Source organism: Limimaricola sp. (assembly GCF_016125575.1).
In the GTDB taxonomy this organism is placed as follows: Bacteria; Pseudomonadota; Alphaproteobacteria; order Rhodobacterales; family Rhodobacteraceae; genus WGLM01.
Window position 1 is genome coordinate 595,499 of record NZ_WGLM01000002.1, and the last position, 23,217, is coordinate 618,715.

At 67.4% G+C, this 23,217-nt stretch carries 27 protein-coding genes; 22 read left to right on the plus strand and 5 right to left on the minus strand.

Features of this window, described 5'->3' with window-relative positions:
* Positions 1 to 37 precede the first annotated feature (37 nt).
* On the plus strand, positions 38 to 736 hold the full coding sequence (locus GC146_RS04360) for a fumarylacetoacetate hydrolase family protein (protein ID WP_291834827.1): 699 nt from the start codon (positions 38 to 40) through the stop codon (positions 734 to 736).
* A 3-nt stretch (positions 737 to 739) separates the two neighbouring features.
* On the opposite strand, the gene GC146_RS04365 is transcribed toward GC146_RS04360, so the two are convergent.
* Complete coding sequence (locus GC146_RS04365; protein WP_291834830.1) at positions 740 to 1,828, minus strand: fatty acid desaturase family protein; 1,089 nt, start codon at positions 1,826 to 1,828, stop codon at positions 740 to 742.
* Positions 1,829 to 1,968: 140 nt separating this feature from the next.
* Between GC146_RS04365 and GC146_RS04370 the strand changes: the two genes are divergently transcribed.
* From GC146_RS04370 to iolB, 12 genes are all read left to right on the plus strand, one after another.
* Entirely contained in the window at positions 1,969 to 3,000 is a 1,032-nt protein-coding gene (locus GC146_RS04370; RefSeq protein WP_291834832.1) for a LacI family DNA-binding transcriptional regulator, read from the plus strand.
* Between the two features lie 165 nt (positions 3,001 to 3,165).
* Entirely contained in the window at positions 3,166 to 3,984 is an 819-nt protein-coding gene (locus GC146_RS04375; protein ID WP_291834835.1) for a TIM barrel protein, read from the plus strand.
* A gap of 90 nt (positions 3,985 to 4,074) precedes the next feature.
* A complete protein-coding gene (locus GC146_RS04380; protein ID WP_291834839.1) occupies positions 4,075 to 5,016 on the plus strand; it encodes a sugar ABC transporter substrate-binding protein in 942 nt (313 codons plus the stop codon).
* 114 nt (positions 5,017 to 5,130) lie between these two features.
* Positions 5,131 to 6,258 (plus strand): ABC transporter permease, encoded by a 1,128-nt coding sequence (locus tag GC146_RS04385; RefSeq protein WP_291834841.1) that lies wholly within the window; start codon positions 5,131 to 5,133, stop codon positions 6,256 to 6,258.
* Positions 6,259 to 6,269: 11 nt separating this feature from the next.
* Positions 6,270 to 7,040 carry an ATP-binding cassette domain-containing protein gene (locus GC146_RS04390; RefSeq protein ID WP_291834844.1) on the plus strand — a complete coding sequence of 257 codons (771 nt, stop codon included), beginning with the start codon at positions 6,270 to 6,272 and terminating at the stop codon, positions 7,038 to 7,040.
* Positions 7,040 to 7,222 carry a hypothetical protein gene (locus GC146_RS04395; protein ID WP_291834847.1) on the plus strand — a complete coding sequence of 61 codons (183 nt, stop codon included), beginning with the start codon at positions 7,040 to 7,042 and terminating at the stop codon, positions 7,220 to 7,222. Before GC146_RS04390 ends, GC146_RS04395 begins: the two co-directional genes overlap by 1 nt.
* A 40-nt stretch (positions 7,223 to 7,262) precedes the next feature.
* Complete coding sequence (gene iolG, locus GC146_RS04400) at positions 7,263 to 8,267, plus strand: inositol 2-dehydrogenase (RefSeq protein ID WP_291834886.1); 1,005 nt, start codon at positions 7,263 to 7,265, stop codon at positions 8,265 to 8,267.
* On the plus strand, positions 8,267 to 10,168 hold the full coding sequence (gene iolC, locus GC146_RS04405) for a 5-dehydro-2-deoxygluconokinase (RefSeq protein ID WP_291834888.1): 1,902 nt from the start codon (positions 8,267 to 8,269) through the stop codon (positions 10,166 to 10,168). The genes iolG and iolC overlap by 1 nt, the downstream gene beginning before the upstream one ends.
* Before the next feature lie 109 nt (positions 10,169 to 10,277).
* Positions 10,278 to 12,107: a 3D-(3,5/4)-trihydroxycyclohexane-1,2-dione acylhydrolase (decyclizing) gene (gene iolD, locus GC146_RS04410; protein ID WP_291834891.1), complete on the plus strand. Its 1,830-nt coding sequence runs from the start codon at positions 10,278 to 10,280 to the stop codon at positions 12,105 to 12,107.
* 11 nt (positions 12,108 to 12,118) lie between these two features.
* Positions 12,119 to 13,018, plus strand: coding sequence for a myo-inosose-2 dehydratase (gene iolE / locus GC146_RS04415; RefSeq protein ID WP_291834894.1), 900 nt, complete (start codon positions 12,119 to 12,121; stop codon positions 13,016 to 13,018).
* Positions 13,015 to 13,236: a hypothetical protein gene (locus GC146_RS04420; protein ID WP_291834898.1), complete on the plus strand. Its 222-nt coding sequence runs from the start codon at positions 13,015 to 13,017 to the stop codon at positions 13,234 to 13,236. Before iolE ends, GC146_RS04420 begins: the two co-directional genes overlap by 4 nt.
* A complete protein-coding gene (iolB, locus tag GC146_RS04425) occupies positions 13,233 to 14,042 on the plus strand; it encodes a 5-deoxy-glucuronate isomerase (protein WP_291834900.1) in 810 nt (269 codons plus the stop codon). The genes GC146_RS04420 and iolB overlap by 4 nt, the downstream gene beginning before the upstream one ends.
* Before the next feature lie 6 nt (positions 14,043 to 14,048).
* On the opposite strand, the gene GC146_RS04430 is transcribed toward iolB, so the two are convergent.
* Complete coding sequence (locus GC146_RS04430) at positions 14,049 to 14,255, minus strand: hypothetical protein (RefSeq protein ID WP_291834902.1); 207 nt, start codon at positions 14,253 to 14,255, stop codon at positions 14,049 to 14,051.
* 81 nt (positions 14,256 to 14,336) lie between these two features.
* Complete coding sequence (phnF, locus tag GC146_RS04435; RefSeq protein WP_291834905.1) at positions 14,337 to 15,071, minus strand: phosphonate metabolism transcriptional regulator PhnF; 735 nt, start codon at positions 15,069 to 15,071, stop codon at positions 14,337 to 14,339.
* An 80-nt stretch (positions 15,072 to 15,151) separates the two neighbouring features.
* On the opposite strand from phnF, the gene phnG reads away from it, so the two are divergent.
* Genes phnG through GC146_RS04450 form a run of 3 tightly spaced genes read left to right on the plus strand, consistent with a single transcriptional unit; the run spans position 15,152 to position 17,279 of the window.
* A complete protein-coding gene (gene phnG / locus GC146_RS04440; RefSeq protein WP_291834908.1) occupies positions 15,152 to 15,616 on the plus strand; it encodes a phosphonate C-P lyase system protein PhnG in 465 nt (154 codons plus the stop codon).
* The gene (phnH, locus tag GC146_RS04445; protein WP_291834911.1) at positions 15,616 to 16,179 is read left to right on the plus strand and encodes a phosphonate C-P lyase system protein PhnH; all 564 of its coding nucleotides are present in this window, start codon (positions 15,616 to 15,618) and stop codon (positions 16,177 to 16,179) included. The genes phnG and phnH overlap by 1 nt, the downstream gene beginning before the upstream one ends.
* On the plus strand, positions 16,179 to 17,279 hold the full coding sequence (locus GC146_RS04450) for a carbon-phosphorus lyase complex subunit PhnI (RefSeq protein ID WP_291834913.1): 1,101 nt from the start codon (positions 16,179 to 16,181) through the stop codon (positions 17,277 to 17,279). The genes phnH and GC146_RS04450 overlap by 1 nt, the downstream gene beginning before the upstream one ends.
* A 2-nt stretch (positions 17,280 to 17,281) precedes the next feature.
* Here the strand turns inward: GC146_RS04450 and GC146_RS04455 are convergent, their stop codons facing one another.
* Entirely contained in the window at positions 17,282 to 17,500 is a 219-nt protein-coding gene (locus tag GC146_RS04455) for a hypothetical protein (protein WP_291834915.1), read from the minus strand.
* A gap of 32 nt (positions 17,501 to 17,532) precedes the next feature.
* Here GC146_RS04455 and GC146_RS04460 point away from each other — a divergent pair, with 32 nt between their 5' ends.
* From GC146_RS04460 to phnN, 5 genes are read left to right on the plus strand one after another with little or no spacing between them, the layout of a single operon-like run.
* Complete coding sequence (locus GC146_RS04460) at positions 17,533 to 18,384, plus strand: alpha-D-ribose 1-methylphosphonate 5-phosphate C-P-lyase PhnJ (RefSeq protein WP_291834917.1); 852 nt, start codon at positions 17,533 to 17,535, stop codon at positions 18,382 to 18,384.
* Entirely contained in the window at positions 18,381 to 19,151 is a 771-nt protein-coding gene (gene phnK, locus GC146_RS04465; protein ID WP_291834919.1) for a phosphonate C-P lyase system protein PhnK, read from the plus strand. Before GC146_RS04460 ends, phnK begins: the two co-directional genes overlap by 4 nt.
* A 3-nt stretch (positions 19,152 to 19,154) precedes the next feature.
* Complete coding sequence (locus tag GC146_RS04470) at positions 19,155 to 20,111, plus strand: magnesium transporter CorA family protein (RefSeq protein WP_291834921.1); 957 nt, start codon at positions 19,155 to 19,157, stop codon at positions 20,109 to 20,111.
* Positions 20,108 to 20,788, plus strand: coding sequence for a phosphonate C-P lyase system protein PhnL (gene phnL, locus GC146_RS04475; RefSeq protein ID WP_291835751.1), 681 nt, complete (start codon positions 20,108 to 20,110; stop codon positions 20,786 to 20,788). Before GC146_RS04470 ends, phnL begins: the two co-directional genes overlap by 4 nt.
* Complete coding sequence (gene phnN / locus GC146_RS04480) at positions 20,785 to 21,330, plus strand: phosphonate metabolism protein/1,5-bisphosphokinase (PRPP-forming) PhnN (protein ID WP_291834924.1); 546 nt, start codon at positions 20,785 to 20,787, stop codon at positions 21,328 to 21,330. The genes phnL and phnN overlap by 4 nt, the downstream gene beginning before the upstream one ends.
* Here phnN and GC146_RS04485 read toward each other — a convergent pair.
* A complete protein-coding gene (locus GC146_RS04485) occupies positions 21,312 to 22,001 on the minus strand; it encodes a DUF1045 domain-containing protein (RefSeq protein WP_291834926.1) in 690 nt (229 codons plus the stop codon). The genes phnN and GC146_RS04485 overlap by 19 nt on opposite strands.
* Before the next feature lie 41 nt (positions 22,002 to 22,042).
* On the opposite strand from GC146_RS04485, the gene GC146_RS04490 reads away from it, so the two are divergent.
* Positions 22,043 to 23,188, plus strand: coding sequence for an alpha-D-ribose 1-methylphosphonate 5-triphosphate diphosphatase (locus GC146_RS04490; protein WP_291834929.1), 1,146 nt, complete (start codon positions 22,043 to 22,045; stop codon positions 23,186 to 23,188).
* Positions 23,189 to 23,217 lie beyond the last annotated feature (29 nt).

Consider the following 23,217-nt stretch of genomic DNA (forward strand, 5'->3'; position numbering starts at 1 on the left):
GGCTATAACCGGGCAGAAGCCCCAAGCGAGGACCGAGATGAGCCACTACCTTTTCCCGCCGCCCCCCGTCGCGTCGCTGCCCGTCACGGGCGAGGATGCGCTGTTCCCGGTCGCGCGGATCTTTTGCGTAGGGCGCAACTATGCCGCCCATGCCGCCGAGATGGGCAACGAGGTGGACCGCGAGGCGCCGTTCTACTTCACCAAGTCGCCGGCGGCGCTGACCCGGTCTGGCGCGGTGGTGCCCTATGCGCCCGGCACCGCGGACCTGCACCACGAGGTGGAACTGGTCGTGGCGATCGGCGCGCCGGCGTTTCGCATCTCGGCCGCCGCGGCCCCGGCGGTGGTCTGGGGCTATGCCTGCGGCCTCGACATGACACGGCGCGACCTGCAGGGGCAGGCCAAGGACAAGCGGCGGCCTTGGGACACCGGCAAGGATTTTGAACAATCCGCGGTGATCGCTGCGCTGACGCCCGCACGGGCCTGGGGCGCGCCGGATGCCCGCCCGATCCGGCTGACGGTGAACGGTGCGACGCGGCAAGAGGCCCCGCTCTCCGACATGGTCTGGTCGGTGACCGAAATCATCGCGCACCTCTCCACGCTCTACCACCTCGGGCCGGGCGACCTGATCATGACGGGCACGCCCGCGGGTGTCGGGCCTGTCGTGGCGGGCGACCGGCTGGAGGGCACGGTCGAGGGGCTGGCGCCGGTCATCCTGACGATCGGCCCGGCCGAATAGCGGCTATTCCGCCGCCGCCACCGGCCGGCCGTCGAGGTGAAGCCCGTGAAACTCGGTCCGGTAGGGCCGGGCGCTGGGGGGCAGGATGCGCTGGACGAAGTAATCCTCGTTGGCCAACTGCCGCCGCAGCGCGGGCCACATCTCGCGAAACCCTGCTGCGATCGAGGGGCAGGGCGCGGGCAGGTCATGCTTGATGCGGTCGTGCAGCGCGGGCAGGCGGTGATAGGGCACCATCGGGAACATGTGGTGTTCGACGTGGTAATTCATGTTCCAGTAGATGAACCGGCTGACCGGGTTCATGTAGACGGTGCGGCTGTTGAGCCGGTGGTCGATCACGTTGTCGGCCAGCCCGCCATGCTGCAGGATGCCGGTCATCACGTGATGCCACGCGCCATAAAGGCGCGGCAAGCCGATGACCATGAAGGGCAAGATGCTGCCCGTCCAGAGCGCCAGCGCGGCCGTTGCGGCATAGATGCCGACCCAGATGCGCGCCACGCGGATCACCTTGGGCTGCTCGCTTTTGGGGATGAACGTGGCCTCTTCTGGGTCGAGGCGGCCGCTGGCGTTCTTCACCATCAGCACCAACCCGTCCCAGGCGCCGAAGATGCCGACGAAATTGGCGATGAGCTTGAAGAAGACGGGCGGGCGCATCAGCGCAATCTCGGGGTCGCGGCCGACGATGATGGTATCGGTGTGGTGGCGCGCATGGCTCCACCGCCAGGTGACCGGGTTGCGGATCATGCAGAAGCTGGCGACCTGGTAGACCACGTCGTTCATCCAGCCGGTCTTGAACGCGGTGCCGTGCCCGCATTCGTGCCAGCGGCTGTCCATCGCCGAGCCGTAGAGCACGCCGTAGGCCAGCCAGAACGTAGCTGACCACCACGACGGCCATAGTACGACGCCAAGCCCGGCAAAGACGATCATGCAGCCGAACAGACGGGCCGTGTCGCGGATCGCGGGCTGGTCGGCGCGTTGCATCAGCGCCTTCATCTCCTTGCGGGGGATGTCGGTGTGATACCACTCGGCGGCGGCAAGGCCGGTTTCGACCGCGCGGGCGGCATCGGGGCCAAGAAGGCTGTAGTTGCGGTGCATGGCGGGTTTCCCTGCTGATGGTTGCGCGCAGATTAGGGGGGATTCGCGGGATGGCGAAGAAATGCTGTTGGCATTTCGTCAAGAACCATCATGATGCCGAGGCAATTTGATGAAAAAACATCAAGGACCTCAGGAGTATCATGGCCGGACGTCCCACGATCAGCGATGTCGCCCGCGCGGCAGGCGTCAGCACTGCCACCGTCGACCGAGTGCTCAATGGGCGGGAGAACGTGCGCGAGGATACCACACGCAAAGTCTATGATGCGGCGCGCAAGATAGGTTACCACGCCGCGCCTCTGATTGCTCGGCGGCTGCAGCCCGACATGCCCGAGATGCGCTTCGGCTTCGTCATGCACAAGGAAAAGCAGGCCTTCTGGCAATCCTTCGCGCGCGAGATCGAACGCGCGGTCGCGCTGGCGCCCAACATCCGCGGGCGTGCGGTGATCGAGTTTGTCTCGTCGCAGTCGCCGGCTGATTTCGCGCGGCTGATGCTGGGCATGCGCGGCCGCGTGGATGCGATTGCCGCCAGCGCCGTGACGCATCACGAAATTACCGATGTCGTGGCCCAGCTGAAGGCCGAGGGGATACCCACCTTCGCATTGCTTAACGACTACGCCCAAGGTGTTCGGCAGACCTATGTTGGCCTGAACAATGTAAAAGTTGGCCGGATCGCCGCGTCGATCATCGCGATGGCGGCGCATCGGCCGGGCAAGATCGGGGTGTTCGTGGGGGGCTATCGCTGGCACGGGCACGAGCTGCGGGAAACCGGATTTCGCAGCTATATCCGCGAATTCGCGCCGCAGTTCACGGTGCTTGATACGCTGGTCAACCTGGAAACGCGGCAACTGACCTACGAGGCGACGCTGGACCTGTTGCAGCGCCATCCGGACCTGCGCGGGATCTACTGCGCGGGCGGCGGCATGGAAGGCGCGATTGCCGCCATCCGCGAGGCGCGCGGGCCGGGCGAGGTGGCGCTGGTGGTCAACGAGGTGACGCCGGAATCGCGCGCGGCGCTCACAGACCGCTACGTTACGATGGTCATCGCCACCCCGCTGGAGACGCTCTGCCGCGAGTTGATGGGGCTGATGTCCGAGGCGGTGTTGAAGGGCGTCAGCGACGCCACGGGGCAACATTTCCTGCAACCGGTCCTAGTCTTGCCGGAATCCGTCTGATGATGAAAAACCATCATCTTGTGATGTTCATTACATCAGTAATGAGGTAATCGGACCCGAATCGTATTGACGGGTTTGCTTCCAATTGCGCAGGCTTGCCTAGCAAAGTGGCAATTTGTGAAAGCCGCCACGCCCCGAAAACGGGGCTCTTGGGAGGAAGCCTGAATGGTGCCAGCGGCACTCAACCACATGACAGTGGCGCGGATGAGCTATGCCGAGCTGGTGTTAACTGCCGCGACGCTGGGCTGTATCGGCATCGAGGTGCGCAACGATCTGCCGCAACCGCTATTCGACGGGATGGCGCCCGAGGCCGCGGGCGAGAGGGCGCGCGCCGCGGGTTTGCGCATCCTTGCCCTTGCCGAAGTCAAACGGTTCAACGACTGGTCTGCCGACAAGGCCGCCGAGGCTCGCGCGCTGATGCGGATCGCGGTGGCGAGCGGCGCCGAGGCGGTCAGCCTGATTCCGCGCAATGACAATCAGGGCATGGGGAATGGCGAACGGCAGGCCAAGCTGCGCATCGCGCTGCGCGAGCTGAAACCGATGCTGGAAGATCACGGGCTAGTGGGATTGGTGGAGCCGTTGGGCTTTGCCAGCTGCGCGCTGCGGTTCAAATCCGAAGCGGTCGAGGCCATCGAGGCGCTGGATGCGACAGGCCGGTTCCGGCTGGTCCACGATACGTTTCATCATCATCTTGCCGGCGGCGGGCCGCTATTTGCCGCCCATACCGGCATTATCCATGTCTCCGGGGTGACAGAACCCTCGATCTCGACCGCCGAGATGACGGATGCGCATCGCATGCTGGTCGACGGGGCCGACAGGCTGGGCAACGTGGCGCAGGTCCGTGCCTTGATTGATGCAGGTTATGCCGGGCCCGTCTCGTTCGAGGCATTCTCGCCCGAAGTTCATTCGCTTTCCGATCCGGCGACGGCGATCGCCGGGTCACTTGCTTTCATCCGTGACCAGGTCGCCAGGGCGGCGGCCTGAACACGGGCGAAAAGACGGGTCACCCGCGTATCGGGGACCCTCCGGCTGACGTTCCGGGTGCGCCGGACACCTGAATTGGGAGGAATACAAATGAAAAAATTCGTAATGGCCGCCGGCTTCGCGATGCTGATGGGCACCACGGCCATGGCCCAGTCGATCGGCGTGACGATGGCGCGTTTCGACGACAACTTCCTGACCGTGCTGCGTAACGGGATCCAGGCGCAGGCCGACGCGCAGGGGCTGCAGGTGCAGATCGAGGATGCCAAGGACGACGTGTCCAAGCAGCTCGACCAGATCAACAACTTCATCGCCTCGGGTGTTGATGCGATCATCGTTAACCCGGTCGATACCTCGGCCACGCAAGCGATGACCGATGCCGCCGAGAAGGCCGGTGTGCCGCTGGTCTACGTCAACCGCCAGCCGATCAACCTTGACACGCTGCCCGACAACCAAGCCTTCGTCGCCTCAAACGAGGCCGATTCCGGCACGCTCGAGACCAAGGCGCTGTGCGCCAACTGGAAGGCCGAGGGCAAGTCCGAGGTCAACGTCTACGTGATGCAGGGCCAGCTGTCGAACCAGGCCGCCGTGATGCGGACCAAGGACGTGCATGACGTCATTAACGGCCCCGACTGTGGCGTGAAGGTCAACATCATCGACGAGCAGACCGCCAACTGGTCGCGCGACGAGGCCCAGACCCTGATGACCAACTGGTTGTCGACGGGCAAGGCGTTTGACGGCGTGATCGCCAACAACGACGAGATGGCGATCGGCGCGATCCAGGCGATGAAGGCCGCCGGCATCGATATGAAGTCGGTGCAGGTGGGCGGCGTTGACGCCACCCAGGACGCGCTGGCAGCGATGCAGGCGGGCGATCTTGACGTGACCGTGTTCCAGAATGCGGCCGCCCAAGGTTCGGGCGCGCTGGATGCGGCGGTCAAACTGTCCAATGGCGAGGCCGTGGACAACGCCGTCTGGGTGCCGTTCGAACTGGTGACGCCGGACAACATGGCCAACTACATGTCCAAGAACTAAGGCCGCCGGCCTGAAACCTCGTGGGGGGCGGCGACAAGTTGCCCCCCGCTTGCGCAGCCGGGACCACCCGCGTCGCGCGCCATTTTCGCTACGCATCCGGGGAGAGATCGCACAATGGCAAGTCCGGCCCAAGGCGCGGGTAACCGCAAACCCGACTCCGCCCGGCGCAGTCGCGCGCCGGAGTGGAACGTGTTCCTCGCACTCGTGGTAATGGTCGTCGTGTTCGAGGTGCTCAACCGCCTCAACGGCACCTCGTTCCTGTTCAACATGCGTCACAACCTCGACGCCGTCTTCAACCAGCAGCGCATTGCCATCATCCTGCTGCAGGTCGCGGTGACGGGGATCATCGCGCTGGGCGTGACGCAGGTCATCATCATCGGCGGGATCGACCTGAGCTCTGGCTCGGTGGTCGGCATGGTGGCGATGGTCACGATGAGTTTCGCGCAGACGCTGACCGTCAACGGCAATCCCAACCCCAAGGGGTACTGGGACTATGAGACGATGAAGTACATGTACGATCTGCCGGTGATCGTGCCGATCGTCGTTTCGCTGGCGCTGGGCCTGGTCGCGGGGATGATCAACGGTGCGCTGATCGCCTACAACCGCATCCCGCCCTTCATTGCCACGCTGGGCATGATGGTGTCGGCGCGCGGCGTCTCGACATGGTACACCAATGGCGACCCGATCTCGTTCCCCTCGGTCGCTTACGGGCAGTTGTCCAATGGTGATCTGCTGGGCCAGTTGACCTTTGGCCTGATCCATTGGGAGGGCCAGAACCCCGCGCTGATCTTCGGCGCGCTGGCGGTCCTGTTTCACCTGATCATGACCTACACGCTTTACGGCAAGCATTCCTACGCCATCGGCTCGAACGAGGCAGCGGCGCGGATGTCGGGGATCAACGTCAACCGTCACAAGGTAATGGTCTATGCCATCGCAGGCATGCTGGCGGGGGTCGCGGCGCTGCTTCTGACCTCGAAGAACCTGACCGCGCAGTCCGGCATGGGCATGGGGTATGAACTCGATGCCATCGCCATGGCCGTTATCGGCGGCGTCAGCCTGTCGGGCGGGCGCGGTTCGATCGTCGGGACCGTATTGGGCGCGCTGATCTTCTCGGTGATCATCTCGGGTTTCACCTCGATCCGACTTGGCGCCTACTATCAGGACATGGTCAAGGGCGTGATCATCGTGGGTGCAGTCGCACTCGACCAGTGGCGACAACGCCGCAGCGCGGACCGGATTTGAGGAGGACGACGATGAGCAACATCGTTCTGAAGACCGAAGGCCTGACCAAGCACTACGGCGGCGTGCATGCGCTGGAGAATGCTGACTTCGAGCTTCTCGAGGGCGAGCACGTCGCCATCGTGGGCGACAACGGCGCGGGCAAGTCCACTTTCGTGCGACAGATCACCGGGGTGGAAACGCGCACCCGCGGAAAGATATCGTTCGACGGGCGGGAAGTGGAGTTTGCAGGGCCGCTGGATGCGCGCGAGGCGGGGATGGAATGCGTGTTCCAGAACCTTGCGCTTGCCGACGATCTCGACGTGCCCTCCAACCTTTTCCTCGGGCGCGAGAAGATCCGCTTCAACCTTGGCCCGTTCTCGGTGCTGGACCGCCGCGCGATGCGGCAGGCGACCGAAGAGGGGCTGAAGCGCACCGGGGTGAAGATCCCCAACCTCGACAACCCGATCCGCAACATGTCGGGCGGCCAGCGCCAATGCGTGGCGATCGCCCGGTCCGCGAGTTTCGCCCGGAAGCTGATCATCATGGACGAGCCGACAGCGGCGCTGGGGGTGCAGGAAACGGCGCAGGTCGAAGAGATCATTCGCACGCTGAAGGCGCAGAACATCCCGCTGATCCTGGTCAGCCACAACCTGCGGCAGGTCTTTGACCTTGTCGACCGGATCGTCGTGTTCCGGAGGGGCCACATCGTGGCCTCGCTGAAACGCGAAGAGACCGACGGCAATGACATCGTGTCCTACATCACCGGCGTGAAGACGCAGAACGAGGCGGCGGCCTACATCTGATGCATGCCGTCCACGAACACAGAGTCGCGGTCGTCCCCGACGGCGCGCACGGCCGTGGCCGGCCGCTGGCCGCCCGGCAGATGGGCAAGCCGGTCAGCGACATGCGGTCGGAGACCTCCGGCGTGATGACCGGCGCGGTTGTCGATTTCGATCAGAACAACGCCGGGGCATCTGGCGAATAACCACCAACGGCGGCCCCCGGGGCTGCGAAAAGAGGATGAGATGACGGTCAAGTTCGGGCTTCTGGGGGCAGGGCGCATTGGCAAGGTGCACGCGCGCGCGATCACCGGCGATCCGGCGGCGCAACTGGTAGCCGTTACCGATGCGCTGCCCGCCGCGGCGCAGGCGCTGGCCGAAACCTATGGCTGCGCGATCCGGACTACGGACGAAATCATGGATGCCGCCGACATCGACGCGGTGGTGATTTGCACGCCCACCGACACCCATGCCGATCTGATCGAGCGGGCGGTCCGCGCGGGCAAGGCGGTGTTCTGCGAAAAACCGATCGACCTCAGCATCGCCCGCGTGCAGGCCTGCCTGAATGTCGTGGCCGAGGCCAAGGGCACGCTGATGGTGGGCTTCAACCGCCGGTTCGATCCCGATTTCATGGCCGTAAAGGCCGCCATCGACGCCGGCCACGTCGGCAAGGTCGAGATGGTGACGATCACCAGCCGCGATCCCGGCCCGCCGCCGGCCGATTACATCACCCGTTCGGGCGGCATCTTCCGCGATATGACGATCCACGACTTCGACATGGCGCGCTGGCTGCTGGGCGAGGAACCCGAAACCGTGCTGGCCGCCGCTTCTGTCCTGACCGACCCCGAGATCGGCCGCCTGGGCGACTACGACAGCGTCAACGTGATCCTGCGCACCGCCAGCGGGCGGCAGGCGATCATCACCAATACGCGGCGCGCCAGTTACGGCTACGACCAGCGGATCGAGGTGCTGGGCGCCGAAGGCTCCGTCGCCGCCGAGAACATGCGCGAGGCCAATATCGAGATCGCCAACGCCAAGGGCTTCACCCGCCCGCCGCTCTTGAACTTCTTCATGACCCGCTACGTCGCCGCCTATGCCAATGAAATCGCCTCGTTCATCGCCGCGGTGACAGAGGGCGCGCCAACCCCCACGACAGGCGAGGATGGGCTGCGCGCGCTGGCGCTGGCCGAGGCGGCGCTGAAATCGGTGGCCGAGGGGCACGTGGTGAACGTGTCGGACGTGCTGGGCTGATGAAACCGCTCGATGTCATCACCATCGGCCGGTCCTCGGTCGATCTTTACGGCACGCAGGTCGGCGGGCGGCTGGAGGACATGGGCTCTTTCGCCAAGTATGTCGGCGGCTCGCCCACCAACATGGCGACCGGCACCGCGCGCCTCGGCCTGAAATCGGCGCTGATCACCCGCGTTGGCGACGAACACATGGGCCGCTTCCTGCGTGAGGAACTGGCGCGCGAAGGCGTCGACGTGCGCGGCGTGGTCACCGACCCCGAACGCCTGACCGCGCTGGTGATCCTCGGCATCCGCGACCAGGACCGCTTTCCGCTGATCTTCTACCGCGAGAATTGCGCCGACATGGCGCTCTGCGAAGACGATATCGATCCCGCCTTCATCGCCGAGGCGCGCGCGGTGGTGGCGACCGGCACCCATCTCAGCCATCCGCGCACGGAGGCCGCGGTGCTCAAGGCGCTGCGGCTGGCGCGCGAAAGCGGCGCGCAGACCGCGCTCGACATCGACTATCGCCCCAACCTCTGGGGGCTGGCGGGCCATGGCGCGGGCGAAAGCCGGTTCATCGAAAGTGCCGCTGTCACGGCGAAGTTGCAGGCGCACCTGCCGCTGTTCGACCTGATCGTCGGCACCGAGGAAGAGTTCCACATCGCCGGCGGCACGACCGACACCATCGCCGCGCTGCGCGCGGTGCGCGCGCTGACCGCCGCCACGCTGGTCTGCAAGCGCGGGCCGATGGGCGCCGCCGCCTTTACCGGCGCGATCCCCGACAGCCTCGACGACGGCGAAAGCGGCCCGGGCTTTCCCATCGAGGTTTTCAACGTGCTGGGCGCGGGCGACGGTTTCATGTCGGGGCTCCTGAAGGGCTGGCTCGATGGCGAGGACTGGCCCACCGCGCTGACCTATGCCAATGCCTGCGGCGCCTTCGCGGTCAGCCGCCACGGCTGCACGCCCGCCTATCCCAGCTGGGAAGAGCTGCAGTTCTTCCTCAAGCGCGGCATCGTCCGGACCGACCTTCGGAACGACGCCGCGCTGGAGCAGGTCCACTGGTCCACCAACCGCCATGGCGATTGGTCCAACGCACGGATCTTCGCCTTCGACCACCGCGCGCAGATCGAGGCGATCGAAGGCTACACGCCTGCGAAAGGCGCGGCCTTCAAGGACCTCTGCCTGCGCACGGCGCTTCAGGTGCAGGATGGCCGCCCCGGCTACGGCATCCTCTGCGACAACCGGATCGGCCGGCGCGCGCTGCAGACTGCTGCGGAAACCGGCCTCTGGATCGGCCGGCCGGTCGAATGGCCCGGATCGCGCCCGCTGATGTGCGAGCCCGAGATCGGGCCCGATTTCGGCGGCCTGTCGGAATGGCCGCTCTCCCATGTCGTCAAGGCGCTGTGCTTCTGCCACCCCGATGACGATGCCGCGACCTGGGCCGCGCAGGAGGAAACCGTGCTGCGGCTTTTCACCGCCGCGCGCCGCAACCGGCTGGAATTCCTTCTGGAAATCATTCCTTCCAAGGTTGGTCCCGTGGACGACCTGACCACCGCCACGATCATCCGCCGCTTCTACGATATCGGTGTCTTCCCCGACTGGTGGAAGCTTGAATCCCAGCCGACCGAGGCCGCGTGGAATGCCGCCGCCGCGGCGATTACCGAGAACGACGCGCATGTGCGCGGCATCCTCGTTCTCGGCCTTGATGCGCCCCGCGCCGCGCTCGATGCGGCCTTCGCTCATGCCGCGCGCCAGCCGCTGGTCAAGGGCTTTGCCGTGGGCCGCACGATCTTTGGCGCCCCCGCGCGCGACTGGTTCGCGGGCCGCATCGACGATGCCACGGCCGTGGCGCAGATGGCCGAAACCTACGCCGCGCTCTGCGCCGCATGGGATCGCGCCCGGGACGGGGCCGGCAGATGAGCCATCCCCCCCAAACCCCCTTCTTCTGGCCCCAAATACTCTCGGGGGGAGGCGAAGCCGGGGGGCAGACAGCCCCCCTCCGCCGCCCATCCCGTCACGGAGGTTTCCAATGACAACGATCCGCCTGACCGCCGCGCAAGCCATGGTGCGCTACCTTGCTGCCCAACTCACCCCCTCCGGCGTCCCCTTCATCGCCGGCTGCTGGGGCATCTTCGGCCATGGCAACGTGGTGGGGCTGGGCGAGGCGCTTTATGGCGTGCGCGACCAGCTGCCCACCTACCGGGGCCAGAACGAACAGACCATGGCCCATGCCGCCATCGCCTATGCCAAGCAGTTGGGGCGCGACCGGGCGATGATGGTTACCTCCTCGATCGGGCCGGGTGCGCTCAACATGGTCACGGCGGCGGGCGTGGCGCATGTCAACCGCCTGCCGGTGCTGATCGTGCCGGGTGACGTGTTCGCCCATCGCGGCCCCGACCCGGTGTTGCAGCAGACCGAGGTCTGGGCCGACGGCACGGTCAGCGCGAACGACTGCTTCCGCCCGGTCAGCCGCTTTTTTGACCGGATCATCCGCCCCGAACAGCTGTTGACGGCGCTTCCCCGCGCGATGCGCGTGATGACCGACCCCGCCGAATGCGGCCCGGTGACACTGGCCTTTTGTCAGGACGTGCAGGGCGAAGCGTTTGACTGGCCCGAGGAGTTCTTCACGCCCCGCGTCTGGCGTCGCCGCATCGTCCAGCCTGACCCGGTCGAGGTGGAGAGCGTCGCCGCCCTGCTGAAAGGGGCGAAAGCGCCGGTCATCGTCGCGGGCGGCGGGGTGCATTATGCCCATGCCACAGACGATCTGCGCCGCTTCGCCGAGGCGCACCAGATTCCCGTGGTCGAGACGCAGGCGGGCAAGTCCGCGCTGCCCTGGGACCATCCGCTCAACCTCGGCCCCATCGGTGTGACTGGCGCGGCCAGCGCCAATTCCCGCTGTGCCGAGGCTGACATGGTGCTGGGCGTGGGCACACGGTTTCAGGATTTCACCACCGGCTCGTGGTCGCTCTTCTCCGCGCCGGGCCGCAATCTCGCCAGCCTCAACGTGCTGGCCTATGACGCGATGAAACATGGGGCCGCGCCGCTGTGCTGCGATGCCGCGGCCGGGCTTGCCGCGCTCTCCGATGCGCTGGGCGACAGCCGCTTTGCCGCGCCCGATCCCGCGCTCAAGGCCGACTGGTTCGCCGCCGTCGATCCGCTGACCGCGCCGCCGGGCGAGGGCAATGCCCTGCCCACCGACATGCAGGTCGTGGGGGCCGTGCAGCGCGCGGCAGGCCCCGACACGGTGGTGATGTGCGCTGCCGGCACCATGCCGGGCGAGTTGCACAAGCTGTGGAAGGCCACGCGCCCGATGTCCTATCACATGGAATACGGGTTTTCCTGCATGGGCTACGAGATTGCCGGCGCGATGGGCATCAAGATGGCCGAGCCCGACCGCGACGTGGTCTGCATGCTGGGCGACGGCAGCTACATGATGGCCAATTCCGAGCTTGCCACCGCCTGCATGATGGGGATCAAGATCACCGTCGTGATCACCGACAACCGCGGGTTCGGCTGCATCAACCGGCTGCAGATCGGCACCGGCGGGGCCGAGTTCAACAACCTGCTCGACAAGTCCTACCACGTGAACCCCGCGGCCATCGACTTTGCCGCCCATGCCCGCGCGATGGGGGCGGAGGCGGTGCATGTCGGCTCGATCGCCGAGCTTGAGGCCGCGCTGGCGCAGGCCAAGGCGGCGACCGGCCCCTTCGTCGTGGTCATCGACACTGATCCCTATCCCAGCACGCCCCATGGCGGCACGTGGTGGGAGGTCGGCGTGCCCGAGGTCAGCGAAAGGGCCGAGGTGCGCGCCGCGCGCAAGACATTCGAAACCCGGCGCAAGCAACAACGCGCCCTTTGAGGACCCCGAAGATGAGCGTCAAGATCGGCATTTCGCCCATTGCCTGGCAGAACGACGACCTGCCCGACCTGACCCGCGCCTACACGATGGAGCAGGCCCTGCGCGAGGCGCGCGAGATCGGCTATACAGGGGTCGAGCGTGGCCAGCGGATGCCGCATGACACCGCGGGCCTGCGCGCCTATCTCGAGGCCGCCGATATCGCGCTTTGCGGCGGCTGGTGCTCGGGCGCAAGCCTGGTCAACGACCTGGAGGCCGAGAAGGCCGCGGTGCGCCAGCAGGTCGAACAGTTCGTCGCCCTGGGTGCGCCCTGCATCGTCTATGCGGAATGCTCCAACACCGTGCAGGGCAACATCGCCGTGCCGGTCAACGCCCGCCCGAAGCTGAGCCGTGACGAGGTGCTGGCCTATGCCGCCCGGATCAGCGAACTTGCCAAGTGGATGGCGGGGCAGGGGATGCCGATGGCCTATCACCACCACATGGGCTCGATCATCGAGAGCGAGGACGACGTGAACTGGCTGATGGAGGGTTCCACCCCCGATCTGCACCTGTGCTTCGATACCGGGCACTTGCTGTTCGGTGGCGGCGACGTGCTGCGCACGCTCGATCGTTGGGGCGACCGTGTGCATCATGTTCATTTCAAGGATATCCGCCCCGCCATCGTCGCCGACGTGCGCGAGAACGACCGCAGTTTCCTCGACGCCGTCATCACGGGAGCGTTTACCGTGCCGGGCGACGGCTGCATCGATTTCCAGGCGGTGGCGGACCGGCTGAAGGCGCTGGATTATGCCGGCTGGATCGTGGTCGAGGCCGAGCAGGACCCGGCCAAGGCTGATCCCTACACCTATTCCAAGGTGGGCTATGACCACATCCTCAAGGTCTGCGCGCAGGCCGGACTGGAGATCTCGGCGTGAGTGAACCGCGCCGCAGCTTCTGGTCGGTCGCGCATCCGTTCTTTCGTCCGGCCTGGCGCCGGGCGGTGGCGGTGATCATCGTGCTGGGGCAGGCGGCGCTGGAGTTTTCGCACAAGGCGGGGTTCTGGGGGGTCATCTTTCTGGCTGCGGGACTTTACCTGCTCTGGGCCTTCTTCCTGGCCTTCGATCCCGCCGATTATGAGAGGAAAGAGGAATGACCAGCCCGCTGCTGCGCCACCCGCAATCCGGCACCCCCAAGGTGCATGACATCACGCCCCGGGACGCGGGCTGGCGCTACGTGGGGTTCGGCCTTTACGATCTGCAGCCGGGGCAGGATGCGGCCGAGGCCACGGGCGGGCACGAGGCGATCCTGGTGCTGGTCGAGGGCAAGGCGCGGATCAGTGCCGCGGGGCAGGATTTCGGCGAGATGGGCGAACGGATGAGCCCCTTCGAACGCACGCCGCCGCATTGCCTTTACGTCCCCGGCGGGGCTGACTGGCGCGCGGTGGCGACTACGCCCTGCAAGCTGGCGGTCTGCACCGCGCCGGCCACCGGCGGACATGCGGCGCAAAGGCTGGGCCCCGAGGGGATCGAACTGACGCCGCGGGGCAAGGGCGCCAATACCCGCTACATCAACAACATCGCGATGGAAGGCCGCGACGTGGCCGACCACCTGCTGGTGACCGAGGTGTTCACGCCCGCCGGCAACTGGTCGTCCTATCCCAGCCACCGCCATGACGAGGACGATTTTCCGCGAATCACCTATCTTGAAGAGACGTATTACCACCGGCTCAACCCCTCAGACGGCTTCGGGCTGCAGCGCGTCTACACAGACGATGGCGACCTCGACGAGGCGATGGCGGTGCGCGATGGTGACGTGGTGCTGGTGCCGCGCGGGCATCATCCCTGCGGCGCGCCCTACGGGTTCGAGATGTATTACCTCAACGTCATGGCCGGGCCGCTGCGCAAATGGCGCTTTGTCCCGGCTCCCGAGGTCGAGTGGATCATGCAGCGCGACGGCTGAGCCGCGTCAGATGAACCCGATGCGATGCAGCGCGTTCTCGGCACGTTGACGGCGGGCGACATCGGACGACAGCGTGTCCCGGTTGAGCGTCCGGACAATCCGCGTCAGGCGTCGTTCACGGATGTGGCGCGTGACGAAGGCGGCGACATCGTCGACCTCCAGCGCCTCGATCGCGGTGACGATTGTCACCGAATCCTGCAACTCATGCGGCATGGCAGCCCCCCAAGGCGCGGTGATTCCCGTGGCGAATGGTAACGCGGGACGCGCCTTTCGTCGCGCTTAATCGGCACCGTTTCAGCGATCGGCGGATTCGAGCGTGAGGCTGACGCGCTCGCCGGCGAACCATGTCAGCCCGTATTCCACCGGACGGCCCCCTGCATCGGTGTTGAGCGCCTCGGTCCTGAGCAGCGGCGCGCCGGCGGCAAGGTGCAGTTGCGCGGCCTGAACGGGCGTGGCGAGGGCGGCCGATATCCGGGTGCGGGCGCGCAAATGGTCGGTCACGCCGCAGGCGGCCAGTGCCGCGGTGATCGAGCGGTCGGCGCGCAGGGCCTCGGGCAGGCCGGGCAGGGCCGAGGCGGGAAAGACGCTGAGAAACAACGCGATGGGTTCGGCATCGGCCAGCGAGACCCCGCCATAGGCATGCACCATATCTCCCGGCGCAAGGCCAAGGGCCGCGGCCTCTGTTGCGTTGGCGCGGCGGGTTTCCAGCGCCAGCAGCTGCCGCCCGGGGATGCGCCCGGTCGCGGCGATGTTGCGATGAAAGCGCACGCGCCGACCCAGCGCGTAATCAGCGGGGCGGGCGGCCACGAACACGCCCGCGCCACGGCGGCTGTGAACCAGTCCACCTTCTGCCAATTTTGCCATGGCCCGGCGCAGCGTATGACGATGCACGCCAAAGCGGCGGGCAAGGTCCGCCTCCGAAGGCAGCCGGTCGCCCGGGCGGTACTGGCCGCTTGCGATTTCGGCGGTCAGCGTCTCGGCGATGGAGTGCCAGAGGGCGGCCGGCGCGAGCTTGTCGGGCGTTGTCATGAAGACTTCACAGTTCGGGGGCTTGTCGGAGAGAAGGTCACGGCGTATGAGTTGTCTAGTTGTATAAGGCAACCCGCGCCATGACAAGCACCGCCGCCCTGACATCCGAACAAGAAGACCGTCGCGCATGGCTGGGCCTGATGGCCAGCGCGCCCGCCGGGCGGTTGGCCGCACTTTGCACGTCGGCGGGGCTGGACTGGCCCGCCGATTGGCTGCGCCCGCCCGAGGTCGGCGCGGTGATGGTGCGCGGGCGGGCAGGCGGCACCGGTGCGCCGTTCAACCTGGGCGAGATGACGGTCACCCGCGCCTCGGTCCGGCTGCCCTCGGGCGAGGTGGGCCACGGCACCGTGCAGGGGCGCGACAAGGTGGCGGCAGGCTGGGCCGCGCAGGTGGATGCGCTGATGCAGACGGGCGCGGCCGACGCGGTGCGCGCGGCGGTGCTGGCGCCGCTGGCTGCCGAGGCCGACGCACGGCGCGGGGCCCGCGCGGCCAAGGCGGCGGCAACGAAGGTCGAGTTCTTCACGTTGGTGAGGGGAGAGGATTGATGCAGGCCGAAACGCTGACTGGCGGCTTTGCCGATGCTCCGCACGATGCGGCCCACGCCTTTCGCGCGATCATGGAGGCGATGGCCCGGCCCGGCACCATTCACCGCATCGCAGGCGCGCAGCCGCCCGCGCCGCTGTCGGTCGCGGCGGGCGCCGTGCTGCTGACGCTGTGCGATCCCGAAACTGCGCTGCACCTAGCCGGGTCCGCCGACACGGGCGCCGTGCGCGACTGGGTGACGTTTCATTGCGGTGCGCCGCTGGCCGGGCGCGGGCAGGCGGCCTTTGCCCTTGGGGCGTGGCCGGCGCTGCTGCCGCTTGGCGACTATGCCATCGGCACGCCCGAATATCCCGACCGCTCGGCGACGCTGATCGTCGAGGTGCCGGTGCTGGAGGCCAGCGGCGCTCGGCTGACCGGCCCCGGCATCGCCACGGAGGCGGCGCTTTCTCTGCCCGAAACGGCGGCGTTCCAGGCCAATGCGCGGGCCTTTCCGCTGGGGCTTGATTTCATCTTCACCTGCGGCGACCGGCTGGCCGCGCTGCCGCGTTCGACGAGGATCGGCTGATGTATGTCGCTGTCAAGGGAGGGGCGCGGGCGATTGAGAACGCCCATGCCTGGCTAGCCGAGGAACGGCGGGGCGATACCGGCGTGGCCGAACTTTCGGTTGCGCAGATCCGCGAACAGCTGGCGCTGGCGGTCAACCGGGTGATGGCCGAGGGCTCTCTCTACGATCCTGATCTGGCCGCGCTGGCGATCAAGCAGGCGCGCGGCGACCTGATCGAGGCGATCTTCCTGATCCGCGCCTACCGCACCACGCTGCCCCGCTTTGGCGCGACCCGGCCCGTCGAGACCGGCGCGATGGCCTGCGACCGGCGCATCAGCGCCACGTTCAAGGACCTGCCGGGCGGGCAGGTTCTGGGCCCGACCTTCGATTACACGCACCGGCTGCTGGATTTCAAACTGGCCGCCGAGGGTGCGGTGCCGCCCGCGCCCGAGGGCACCCCCGCGCCCGGCCCGGTGCCGCATGTCACCGGCTTTCTCAATCGTGAGGGGCTGATCCAGCAGGAGGTGGCGGACGAAACGCCGCCGCCCGACCTGACGCGCGAACCGCTGGAATTGCCCGCCGACAGGGCGCTGCGGCTTCAGGCGCTAAGCCGGGGCGACGAGGGGTTCATCCTTGGCATGGCCTATTCCACCCAGCGCGGCTATGCGCGCAACCACGCCTTCGTGGGCGAATTGCGCATCGGCGCCTGCACAGTCGAGATGGACATTCCCGAACTGGGCTTTGCCATCGAGATCGGCGAGGTGGTGCTGACCGAATGCGAAACCGTCAACCAGTTCGCCGGGTCAAAGACCGAGCCGCCGCAATTCACCCGCGGCTATGGCCTGGTCTTTGGCCAGACCGAGCGCAAGGCGATCTCGATGGCGCTGGTCGACCGGGCACTGAGGTGGCGCGAACTGGGCGAGGACGACCAGGGCGCGCCCGCGCAAGACGAGGAATTCGTCCTCTACCACTGCGACAATATCCAGGCGACGGGGTTTCTGGAGCATATCAAGCTGCCCCATTACGTCGACTTCCAGTCCGAATTGGAGCTGGTGCGCAAGCTGCGGCGCGAGGCGATGGCGGCCGGTTCGGCCCCAGGTCAGGCGGAGGCGGCGGAATGAGCCTAGCTGTCGCCGTCCGCATCCCCTTCGCCGTCCCCGGTCCCGTCGGCCTCGTCCTCGGCCTGTCCTTCAGGGCGCTGGCCCTTGGCGAGGTCCACCGTCAGGACATGCGGCGGCGGCGCCTCTTCGCCTTCGGGCGGCGGCCCGCGCAGGTAGCCTGCCGCGCGGGCCATGATGACCAGCACGACCAGCAGGATCAGGGCGCCAAGGCCGAAACTCATCGCCGGGTCCTTGTTTCCTCGGGGGTTACAGCATGACAGAGCATTACAACTTTGCCTACCTCGACGAGCAGACCAAGCGGATGATCCGCCGCGCGCTGTTGAAGGCGCTGGCGGTCCCCGGCTACCAGGTGCCGTTCGCCAGCCGCGAAATGCCCATGCCCTATGGCTGGGGTACGGGCGGCGTGCAGGTGACGGCCGCCGTGCTGGTGCCCGAGGATCGGCTGAAGGTGATCGACCAGGGGGCCGACGACACGACCAACGCCGTCAGCATCCGCGCCTTCTTTGCCCGCACCGCCGGGGTGGCGACGACCGAGGCGACAGCGGAGGCGACCGTGATCCAGACCCGCCACCGCATCCCCGAGGTGACGCTGCGCGAGGGCCAGATCCTGGTCTACCAGGTGCCGATCCCCGAACCCTTGCGGTTCCTCGAACCCTCCGAGGTGGAAACGCGGCGGATGCACGCGCTGGAGGATTACGGGCTGATGCATGTGAAGCTATACGAGGACATCAGCCGGCACGGCCACATCGCCACCGCCTATGCCTACCCTGTCAGGGTGGCCGGGCGTTACGTGATGGACCCCTCGCCGATCCCCAAGTTCGACAATCCCAAGATGGAGATGGCGGCGATCCAGCTTTTCGGCGCGGGGCGCGAGCAGCGCATCTACGCGCTGCCGCCGCACACGCCCGTCGTCAGCCTCGATTTCGAGGATCACCCGTTCGAGGCGTCAAAAGCTGATCATGCCTGCGGCCTTTGCGGTGCGACAGACAGCTACCTTGACGAGGTGATCGTCGATGACGCCGGCGGGCGGATGTTCGTCTGTTCCGACACCGATTATTGCGGCAGCCGGCAGGCCGCCGGGCACAAGGGAAAGGATGCGGCATGACCCCGCTTCTGTCCGTCCGTCACCTGACGAAAACCTATGGCCGCCACATCGGCTGCGCGGACGTGTCCTTCGACCTTTATCCCGGCGAGGTGATGGGCATCGTCGGCGAAAGCGGCTCTGGCAAGTCCACCCTGCTCAACTGCATGGCCGGGCACATGGCCCCTGACAGCGGCGCGGTCATCTTCGACACCCGCGCCGAGGGGCCGAAGGATACCGTTTCCATGTCCGAGCCCGAGCGGCGGATGCTGGGCCGCACGGACTGGGCCTTCGTCCACCAGCACGCCCGCGATGGGCTGCGGATGGGTGTCAGCGCGGGCGGCAACGTGGGCGAGCGGCTGATGGCCGTGGGCGCGCGCAACTACGCCCAGATCCGCGAGACTGCGACCGACTGGCTGGGCCGGGTGGAGATTGACACGGGCCGGATCGACGACCGGCCCTCCACCTTTTCGGGCGGGATGCAGCAGCGGCTGCAGATCGCGCGCAACCTGGTGACCGGGCCGCGCCTTGTCTTCATGGACGAACCGACCGGGGGCCTCGACGTCAGCGTGCAGGCGCGGCTGCTGGATCTTTTGCGCGGGCTGGTGCGGCAGATGGGCCTTTCGGCGGTGATCGTCACGCATGACCTGGCCGTTGTGCGCCTGCTGGCCGACCGGCTGATGGTGATGAAGGATGGCCGGGTGGTGGAAACCGGCCTGACCGATCAGGTCTTGGACGATCCCCAGCACGGGTATACCCAGCTTCTGGTATCCTCCGTGTTGCAGGTCTGACCTATGCTTTACGCCTATCGCCTTGAGGCCGGCGCGTTGCGCCTGATGCCGCCCGATGCCGACATCGCTGATGCGATCTGGATCGACCTTTACAGGCCTGATCCAGCCGAGGCAGCGCAGGTCGAGGTGCTGGGCGTGCAGGTGCCGAGCCTCGCCGACATGGAAGAGATCGAGATTTCCAACCGCCTTTACCGGCAGGACGAGGCCGATTTCATGACCGTGGTGATCCCCGGCCAGACCCCTGCGGGCGAACAGGTATCGGGCCCCGTCACATTCATCCTGACGCCGGCCCGGCTGATCAGCGTGCGCCACCACGACCCGCGGCCGTTCCGCACTTTTCCTGACCGGGCCGATCGCAGCAGCGCGGGCTGCAGCAGCCCGCTACGGCTGTATCTGGGAATGGTGGAAGAGATCGTCGCGCGGCTTGCCGACCACCTGGAGGGCTGCGGGCGCAGCCTCGATGACATTGCCAAGACCGTGTACAAAGGCGACGCCTCCAGTCAGCCCGACATGCTGGAAGACGCGCTGGAGGTGATCGGCCAGCAGGGCGAGGTTCTGGCCCGCGTGCGTCTGGGCCTTTTGACGATGGAGCGGATGCTGGCGACGTTCTCCGTCTGGCTTGGCAACCGCAAGGATGGCGCGCTGCGCAACTTCGTGAAGGCCGAACTGCGCGATCTTTCGGCGCTGGAAGTGCACGCAGATTTTCTTGGCAACCGCGTCAGCCTGATTTCCGACACCACGCTGGGTATGATCAATCTTGCGCAGAATGCCACCGTGCGGATCGTCTCGGTTGTGGCGGCCCTCTTTCTGCCGCCGACGCTGATCGCCTCGGTCTATGGCATGAACTTTGTCAACATGGGCGTCCTGCACGACCCGTGGGGATATCCCAAGGCGATCGTGCTGATGCTTGCCTCGGCGGGGGTCACCTACCTCTATTTCAAGTGGAAGAAATGGCTATGATTTCCGTCTCGGGCCTTGCCAAGACCTTTACCCTGCACAATCAGGGCGGCGCCGTGATCGAGGTGATGCGCGATGCCGCCCTCGATGTCGCGCCCGGCGAATGCGTCGGGCTGACCGGGCCGTCGGGCGCGGGCAAGTCCACGCTGATGCGGATGATCTGGGGCAATTACTTGGCCGCGGCGGGCCGGATCGAGGTGGCGGGCCTGGACGTGGCCCGTGCCGCCCCGCGCGAGATTATCGCGCTGCGCCGCGCCACGCTGGGCTATGTCAGCCAGTTCCTGCGCGTGGTGCCCCGCGTGCCGACGCTGGACGTGGTGGCCGAACCGCTGATGGTGCTGGGCGTGGACGAGGCCGCCGCGCATGACCGCGCGCGCGCGCTGCTGGCGCGGCTCAACATTCCCCAGACGCTGTGGTCGCTTTCGCCCACGACATTCTCGGGCGGCGAGCAGCAGCGCGTGAACATCGCGCGCGGCTTTGCCCATGAATACCCGGTGATGCTGCTGGACGAGCCCACGGCCAGCCTCGATGCCGCCAACCGCGAGGTGGTGCTGGAGCTGATCGAGGAGGCCAAGGCGCGCGGGGCGGCGATCCTCGGGATCTTCCACGATGTCGCGGCGCGCGAGCGGGTCTGCGACCGCACCGTCGATGTTGCCGCTTTCACGCCGGAGCCGGCATGAGCACTGGCCGGCTGATTGCCGTTGTCGGCCCTTCGGGCGTGGGCAAGGACAGCGTGATGGCGGGTCTTGCCGCCGCGCGCCCCGGCCTGCGCGTGGTGCGCCGCGCCATCACCCGCCCCGCCGAGGCGGGGGGCGAGGACCACGAGCCGGTGACGCTGGACGAATTTGCGCGCGCCCGCGACGCGGGCGCATACGCGCTGAGCTGGGGCGCGCATGACCTGTTCTACGGCATTCCCGCCGATGTCGATGCCGACCTTGCCGCTGGCCATGACGTGCTGGCGAACCTGTCGCGCGGCGCGCTGTCGGCGGCCGCCGCGCGGTTTGCGGGGCTGTTCGTGCTGGGCCTGACGGCGCGGCCGGAAACGCTGGCCGCCCGGCTGGCCGCGCGCGGGCGCGAGGATGCCGGCCAGATCGCCCGGCGACTGGACCGGCAGGTGCCGCCGCCGCCCGCGGGGGTGCCGGGCGCGGTCATCTCGAACGACGGGCCGCTGGAGACGACCGTCGCCGTGGCGCTGGCCGCGCTTTACCCCGAAAGCGCGTAGCGATGGACCGTCTCGAAATGCCCGTCGGCGCGTTCGCCTGCCAGCACGACCTCGTCCAGCAAGAAGGGGCGCGGCAGGACAGCGGCAAGGTGCGGGGCAAGGGCCGCGCGTGTGGCACTGCCCGTGTCCGGGTCGAGCGGGCCGGTCAGCGTCATGTGAAAGCGGAACTCCTCCATAACGTAGGGGTAGCCCCAGCGGACCAGCAGCGCGTCCTGCGCGGGGCTGAGACCGGCGGCGCGGCGGCGGGCGATTTCCTCGGGCGGGGCAGGGGCGCGGAAATGGTCCAGCCCTTCGACCAGCCGTCCGGCCAGCGCGTTCAGGGCCGTCACCTCGCCCTCGGGCACCAGCGCGAGGAACCGCCCGATCTGCGCCAGCTGCAAACCGTCGAGCGTCGCCGGCGCAAGGCCCGCCGCCAGCGCCGCGACCTCGGCCGCGAGCGCCGTTTCGGTCTGGCCCGGCGCGAGGCGGAAGGGTGGTTTCAGCGTGGCGTGGAACCCATAGCGGCGGGGCGTCGCGGTGATCTCGGCCAAGGGGCGGGGCAGTCCTTCGACATCGGGATGGGCCACGGCCTGCCCCGTGGCGATGTCCCAGCCCAGCCAGGCCGCGCCGAAATCGGCCAGCGGACCCGGCGGCGGAGCGAAATAAAGCGCGAAACGCGAATGAACGGACATGGCGGACCCCTGCCGAAGACGATGCGAAAGGACAGCCCCTCATGACATGCGAGATGATCTTCGCCAATGCCCGGCTCTGCCTTCCCGGCGAGGTGATCACCGGGCAGGTGCAGGTGCGCGATGGCCTGATCGCCGGGATCGACACCGGCGCGGCCGTGCCCGCCGGGGCCATCGACTGCGCGGGTGACTGGCTGTCGCCGGGGCTAATCGAGCTGCATACCGACAACCTGGAACGTCACATCTCGCCCCGGCCCAAGGTGAACTGGCCGCACCACGCCGCCATCGTCGCCCATGACGCGGAACTGGCGGGCTGCGGCATTTCCACCGTTTTCGACGCGATCCGCGTCGGCTCGATCATGACCGGGCACCGGGCCGATTATGCCCGCTATGCCCGCGCCATGGCCGACGAGATCCTGGCGATGCGGGCGCGCGGGGCGCTCAGGATCAGCCATCACCTGCACCTGCGCGCCGAGACCTGTTCGGAGACCCTGATCGAGGAGCTGGAAGAGTTCGGCGCCGACGACCGGGTGGGCATCGTCAGCCTGATGGACCACACGCCCGGCCAGCGCCAGTTTGCCGACATCTCGAAATTCGAGACCTACGTGCGCGGCAAGCATGCGATGAGCGAAACGGATTTCGCAGATTACCTCGTCTACCTCGAAGGGCTTTATGCCCGCCTTGGTGCCACGCACGAGGCGGCCACGGTGGCTGCGGCCGCGCGCTTTGGCGCGACGCTGGCCAGTCATGACGACACCACCGCCGCCCATGTCGCGGCTTCGGCGGCGCATGGCGTGAAGCTGGCCGAGTTCCCGACCACGCTGGAGGCAGCGCGCGCCTGCCGCGAGAGGGGCATCGCGGTGATCATGGGCGCGCCGAACCTGATCCGGGGGGGGTCGCATTCGGGCAACGTCGCGGCGGCCGACCTTGCCGATGCGGGGATTCTGGACATCGTCTCGTCCGATTACGTGCCGGCGGCGCTGTTGCAGGCCGCGGTCCGGCTGGGCCATCGCTGGGGCGACATGGCGCAGGGGATGGCCACGGTCACCGCAGCACCGGCCGCCGCCGTGGGGCTGGCTGACCGGGGGCGGCTGGCAGTGGGCCTGCGCGCCGATCTCCTGCGCTTTGCCGAAGTGGGCGGCGTGCCGGTAACCCGCGGCCTCTGGGTGCAGGGCGCGCGCGTGGCGTGAGCCCGCCGCGCGCGGCGGGCGCCTCCGGC

Coding starts and splice junctions, on each gene's coding strand:
- iolB (WP_291834900.1), top strand. CDS start 13,233: ATGACCAGCCCGCTGCTGCGCCACCCGCAATCCGGCACCCCCAAGGTG.
- GC146_RS04430 (WP_291834902.1), bottom strand. CDS start 14,255: ATGCCGCATGAGTTGCAGGATTCGGTGACAATCGTCACCGCGATCGAG.
- GC146_RS04370 (WP_291834832.1), top strand. CDS start 1,969: ATGGCCGGACGTCCCACGATCAGCGATGTCGCCCGCGCGGCAGGCGTC.
- GC146_RS04360 (WP_291834827.1), top strand. CDS start 38: ATGAGCCACTACCTTTTCCCGCCGCCCCCCGTCGCGTCGCTGCCCGTC.
- GC146_RS04395 (WP_291834847.1), top strand. CDS start 7,040: ATGCATGCCGTCCACGAACACAGAGTCGCGGTCGTCCCCGACGGCGCG.
- GC146_RS04490 (WP_291834929.1), top strand. CDS start 22,043: ATGACATGCGAGATGATCTTCGCCAATGCCCGGCTCTGCCTTCCCGGC.
- GC146_RS04375 (WP_291834835.1), top strand. CDS start 3,166: ATGGTGCCAGCGGCACTCAACCACATGACAGTGGCGCGGATGAGCTAT.
- iolG (WP_291834886.1), top strand. CDS start 7,263: ATGACGGTCAAGTTCGGGCTTCTGGGGGCAGGGCGCATTGGCAAGGTG.
- iolC (WP_291834888.1), top strand. CDS start 8,267: ATGAAACCGCTCGATGTCATCACCATCGGCCGGTCCTCGGTCGATCTT.
- GC146_RS04450 (WP_291834913.1), top strand. CDS start 16,179: ATGTATGTCGCTGTCAAGGGAGGGGCGCGGGCGATTGAGAACGCCCAT.
- iolE (WP_291834894.1), top strand. CDS start 12,119: ATGAGCGTCAAGATCGGCATTTCGCCCATTGCCTGGCAGAACGACGAC.
- GC146_RS04365 (WP_291834830.1), bottom strand. CDS start 1,828: ATGCACCGCAACTACAGCCTTCTTGGCCCCGATGCCGCCCGCGCGGTC.
- phnN (WP_291834924.1), top strand. CDS start 20,785: ATGAGCACTGGCCGGCTGATTGCCGTTGTCGGCCCTTCGGGCGTGGGC.
- phnL (WP_291835751.1), top strand. CDS start 20,108: ATGATTTCCGTCTCGGGCCTTGCCAAGACCTTTACCCTGCACAATCAG.
- GC146_RS04470 (WP_291834921.1), top strand. CDS start 19,155: ATGCTTTACGCCTATCGCCTTGAGGCCGGCGCGTTGCGCCTGATGCCG.
- GC146_RS04485 (WP_291834926.1), bottom strand. CDS start 22,001: ATGTCCGTTCATTCGCGTTTCGCGCTTTATTTCGCTCCGCCGCCGGGT.
- GC146_RS04390 (WP_291834844.1), top strand. CDS start 6,270: ATGAGCAACATCGTTCTGAAGACCGAAGGCCTGACCAAGCACTACGGC.
- phnK (WP_291834919.1), top strand. CDS start 18,381: ATGACCCCGCTTCTGTCCGTCCGTCACCTGACGAAAACCTATGGCCGC.
- GC146_RS04385 (WP_291834841.1), top strand. CDS start 5,131: ATGGCAAGTCCGGCCCAAGGCGCGGGTAACCGCAAACCCGACTCCGCC.
- GC146_RS04455 (WP_291834915.1), bottom strand. CDS start 17,500: ATGAGTTTCGGCCTTGGCGCCCTGATCCTGCTGGTCGTGCTGGTCATC.
- GC146_RS04380 (WP_291834839.1), top strand. CDS start 4,075: ATGAAAAAATTCGTAATGGCCGCCGGCTTCGCGATGCTGATGGGCACC.
- iolD (WP_291834891.1), top strand. CDS start 10,278: ATGACAACGATCCGCCTGACCGCCGCGCAAGCCATGGTGCGCTACCTT.
- phnH (WP_291834911.1), top strand. CDS start 15,616: ATGCAGGCCGAAACGCTGACTGGCGGCTTTGCCGATGCTCCGCACGAT.
- phnG (WP_291834908.1), top strand. CDS start 15,152: ATGACAAGCACCGCCGCCCTGACATCCGAACAAGAAGACCGTCGCGCA.
- phnF (WP_291834905.1), bottom strand. CDS start 15,071: ATGACAACGCCCGACAAGCTCGCGCCGGCCGCCCTCTGGCACTCCATC.
- GC146_RS04460 (WP_291834917.1), top strand. CDS start 17,533: ATGACAGAGCATTACAACTTTGCCTACCTCGACGAGCAGACCAAGCGG.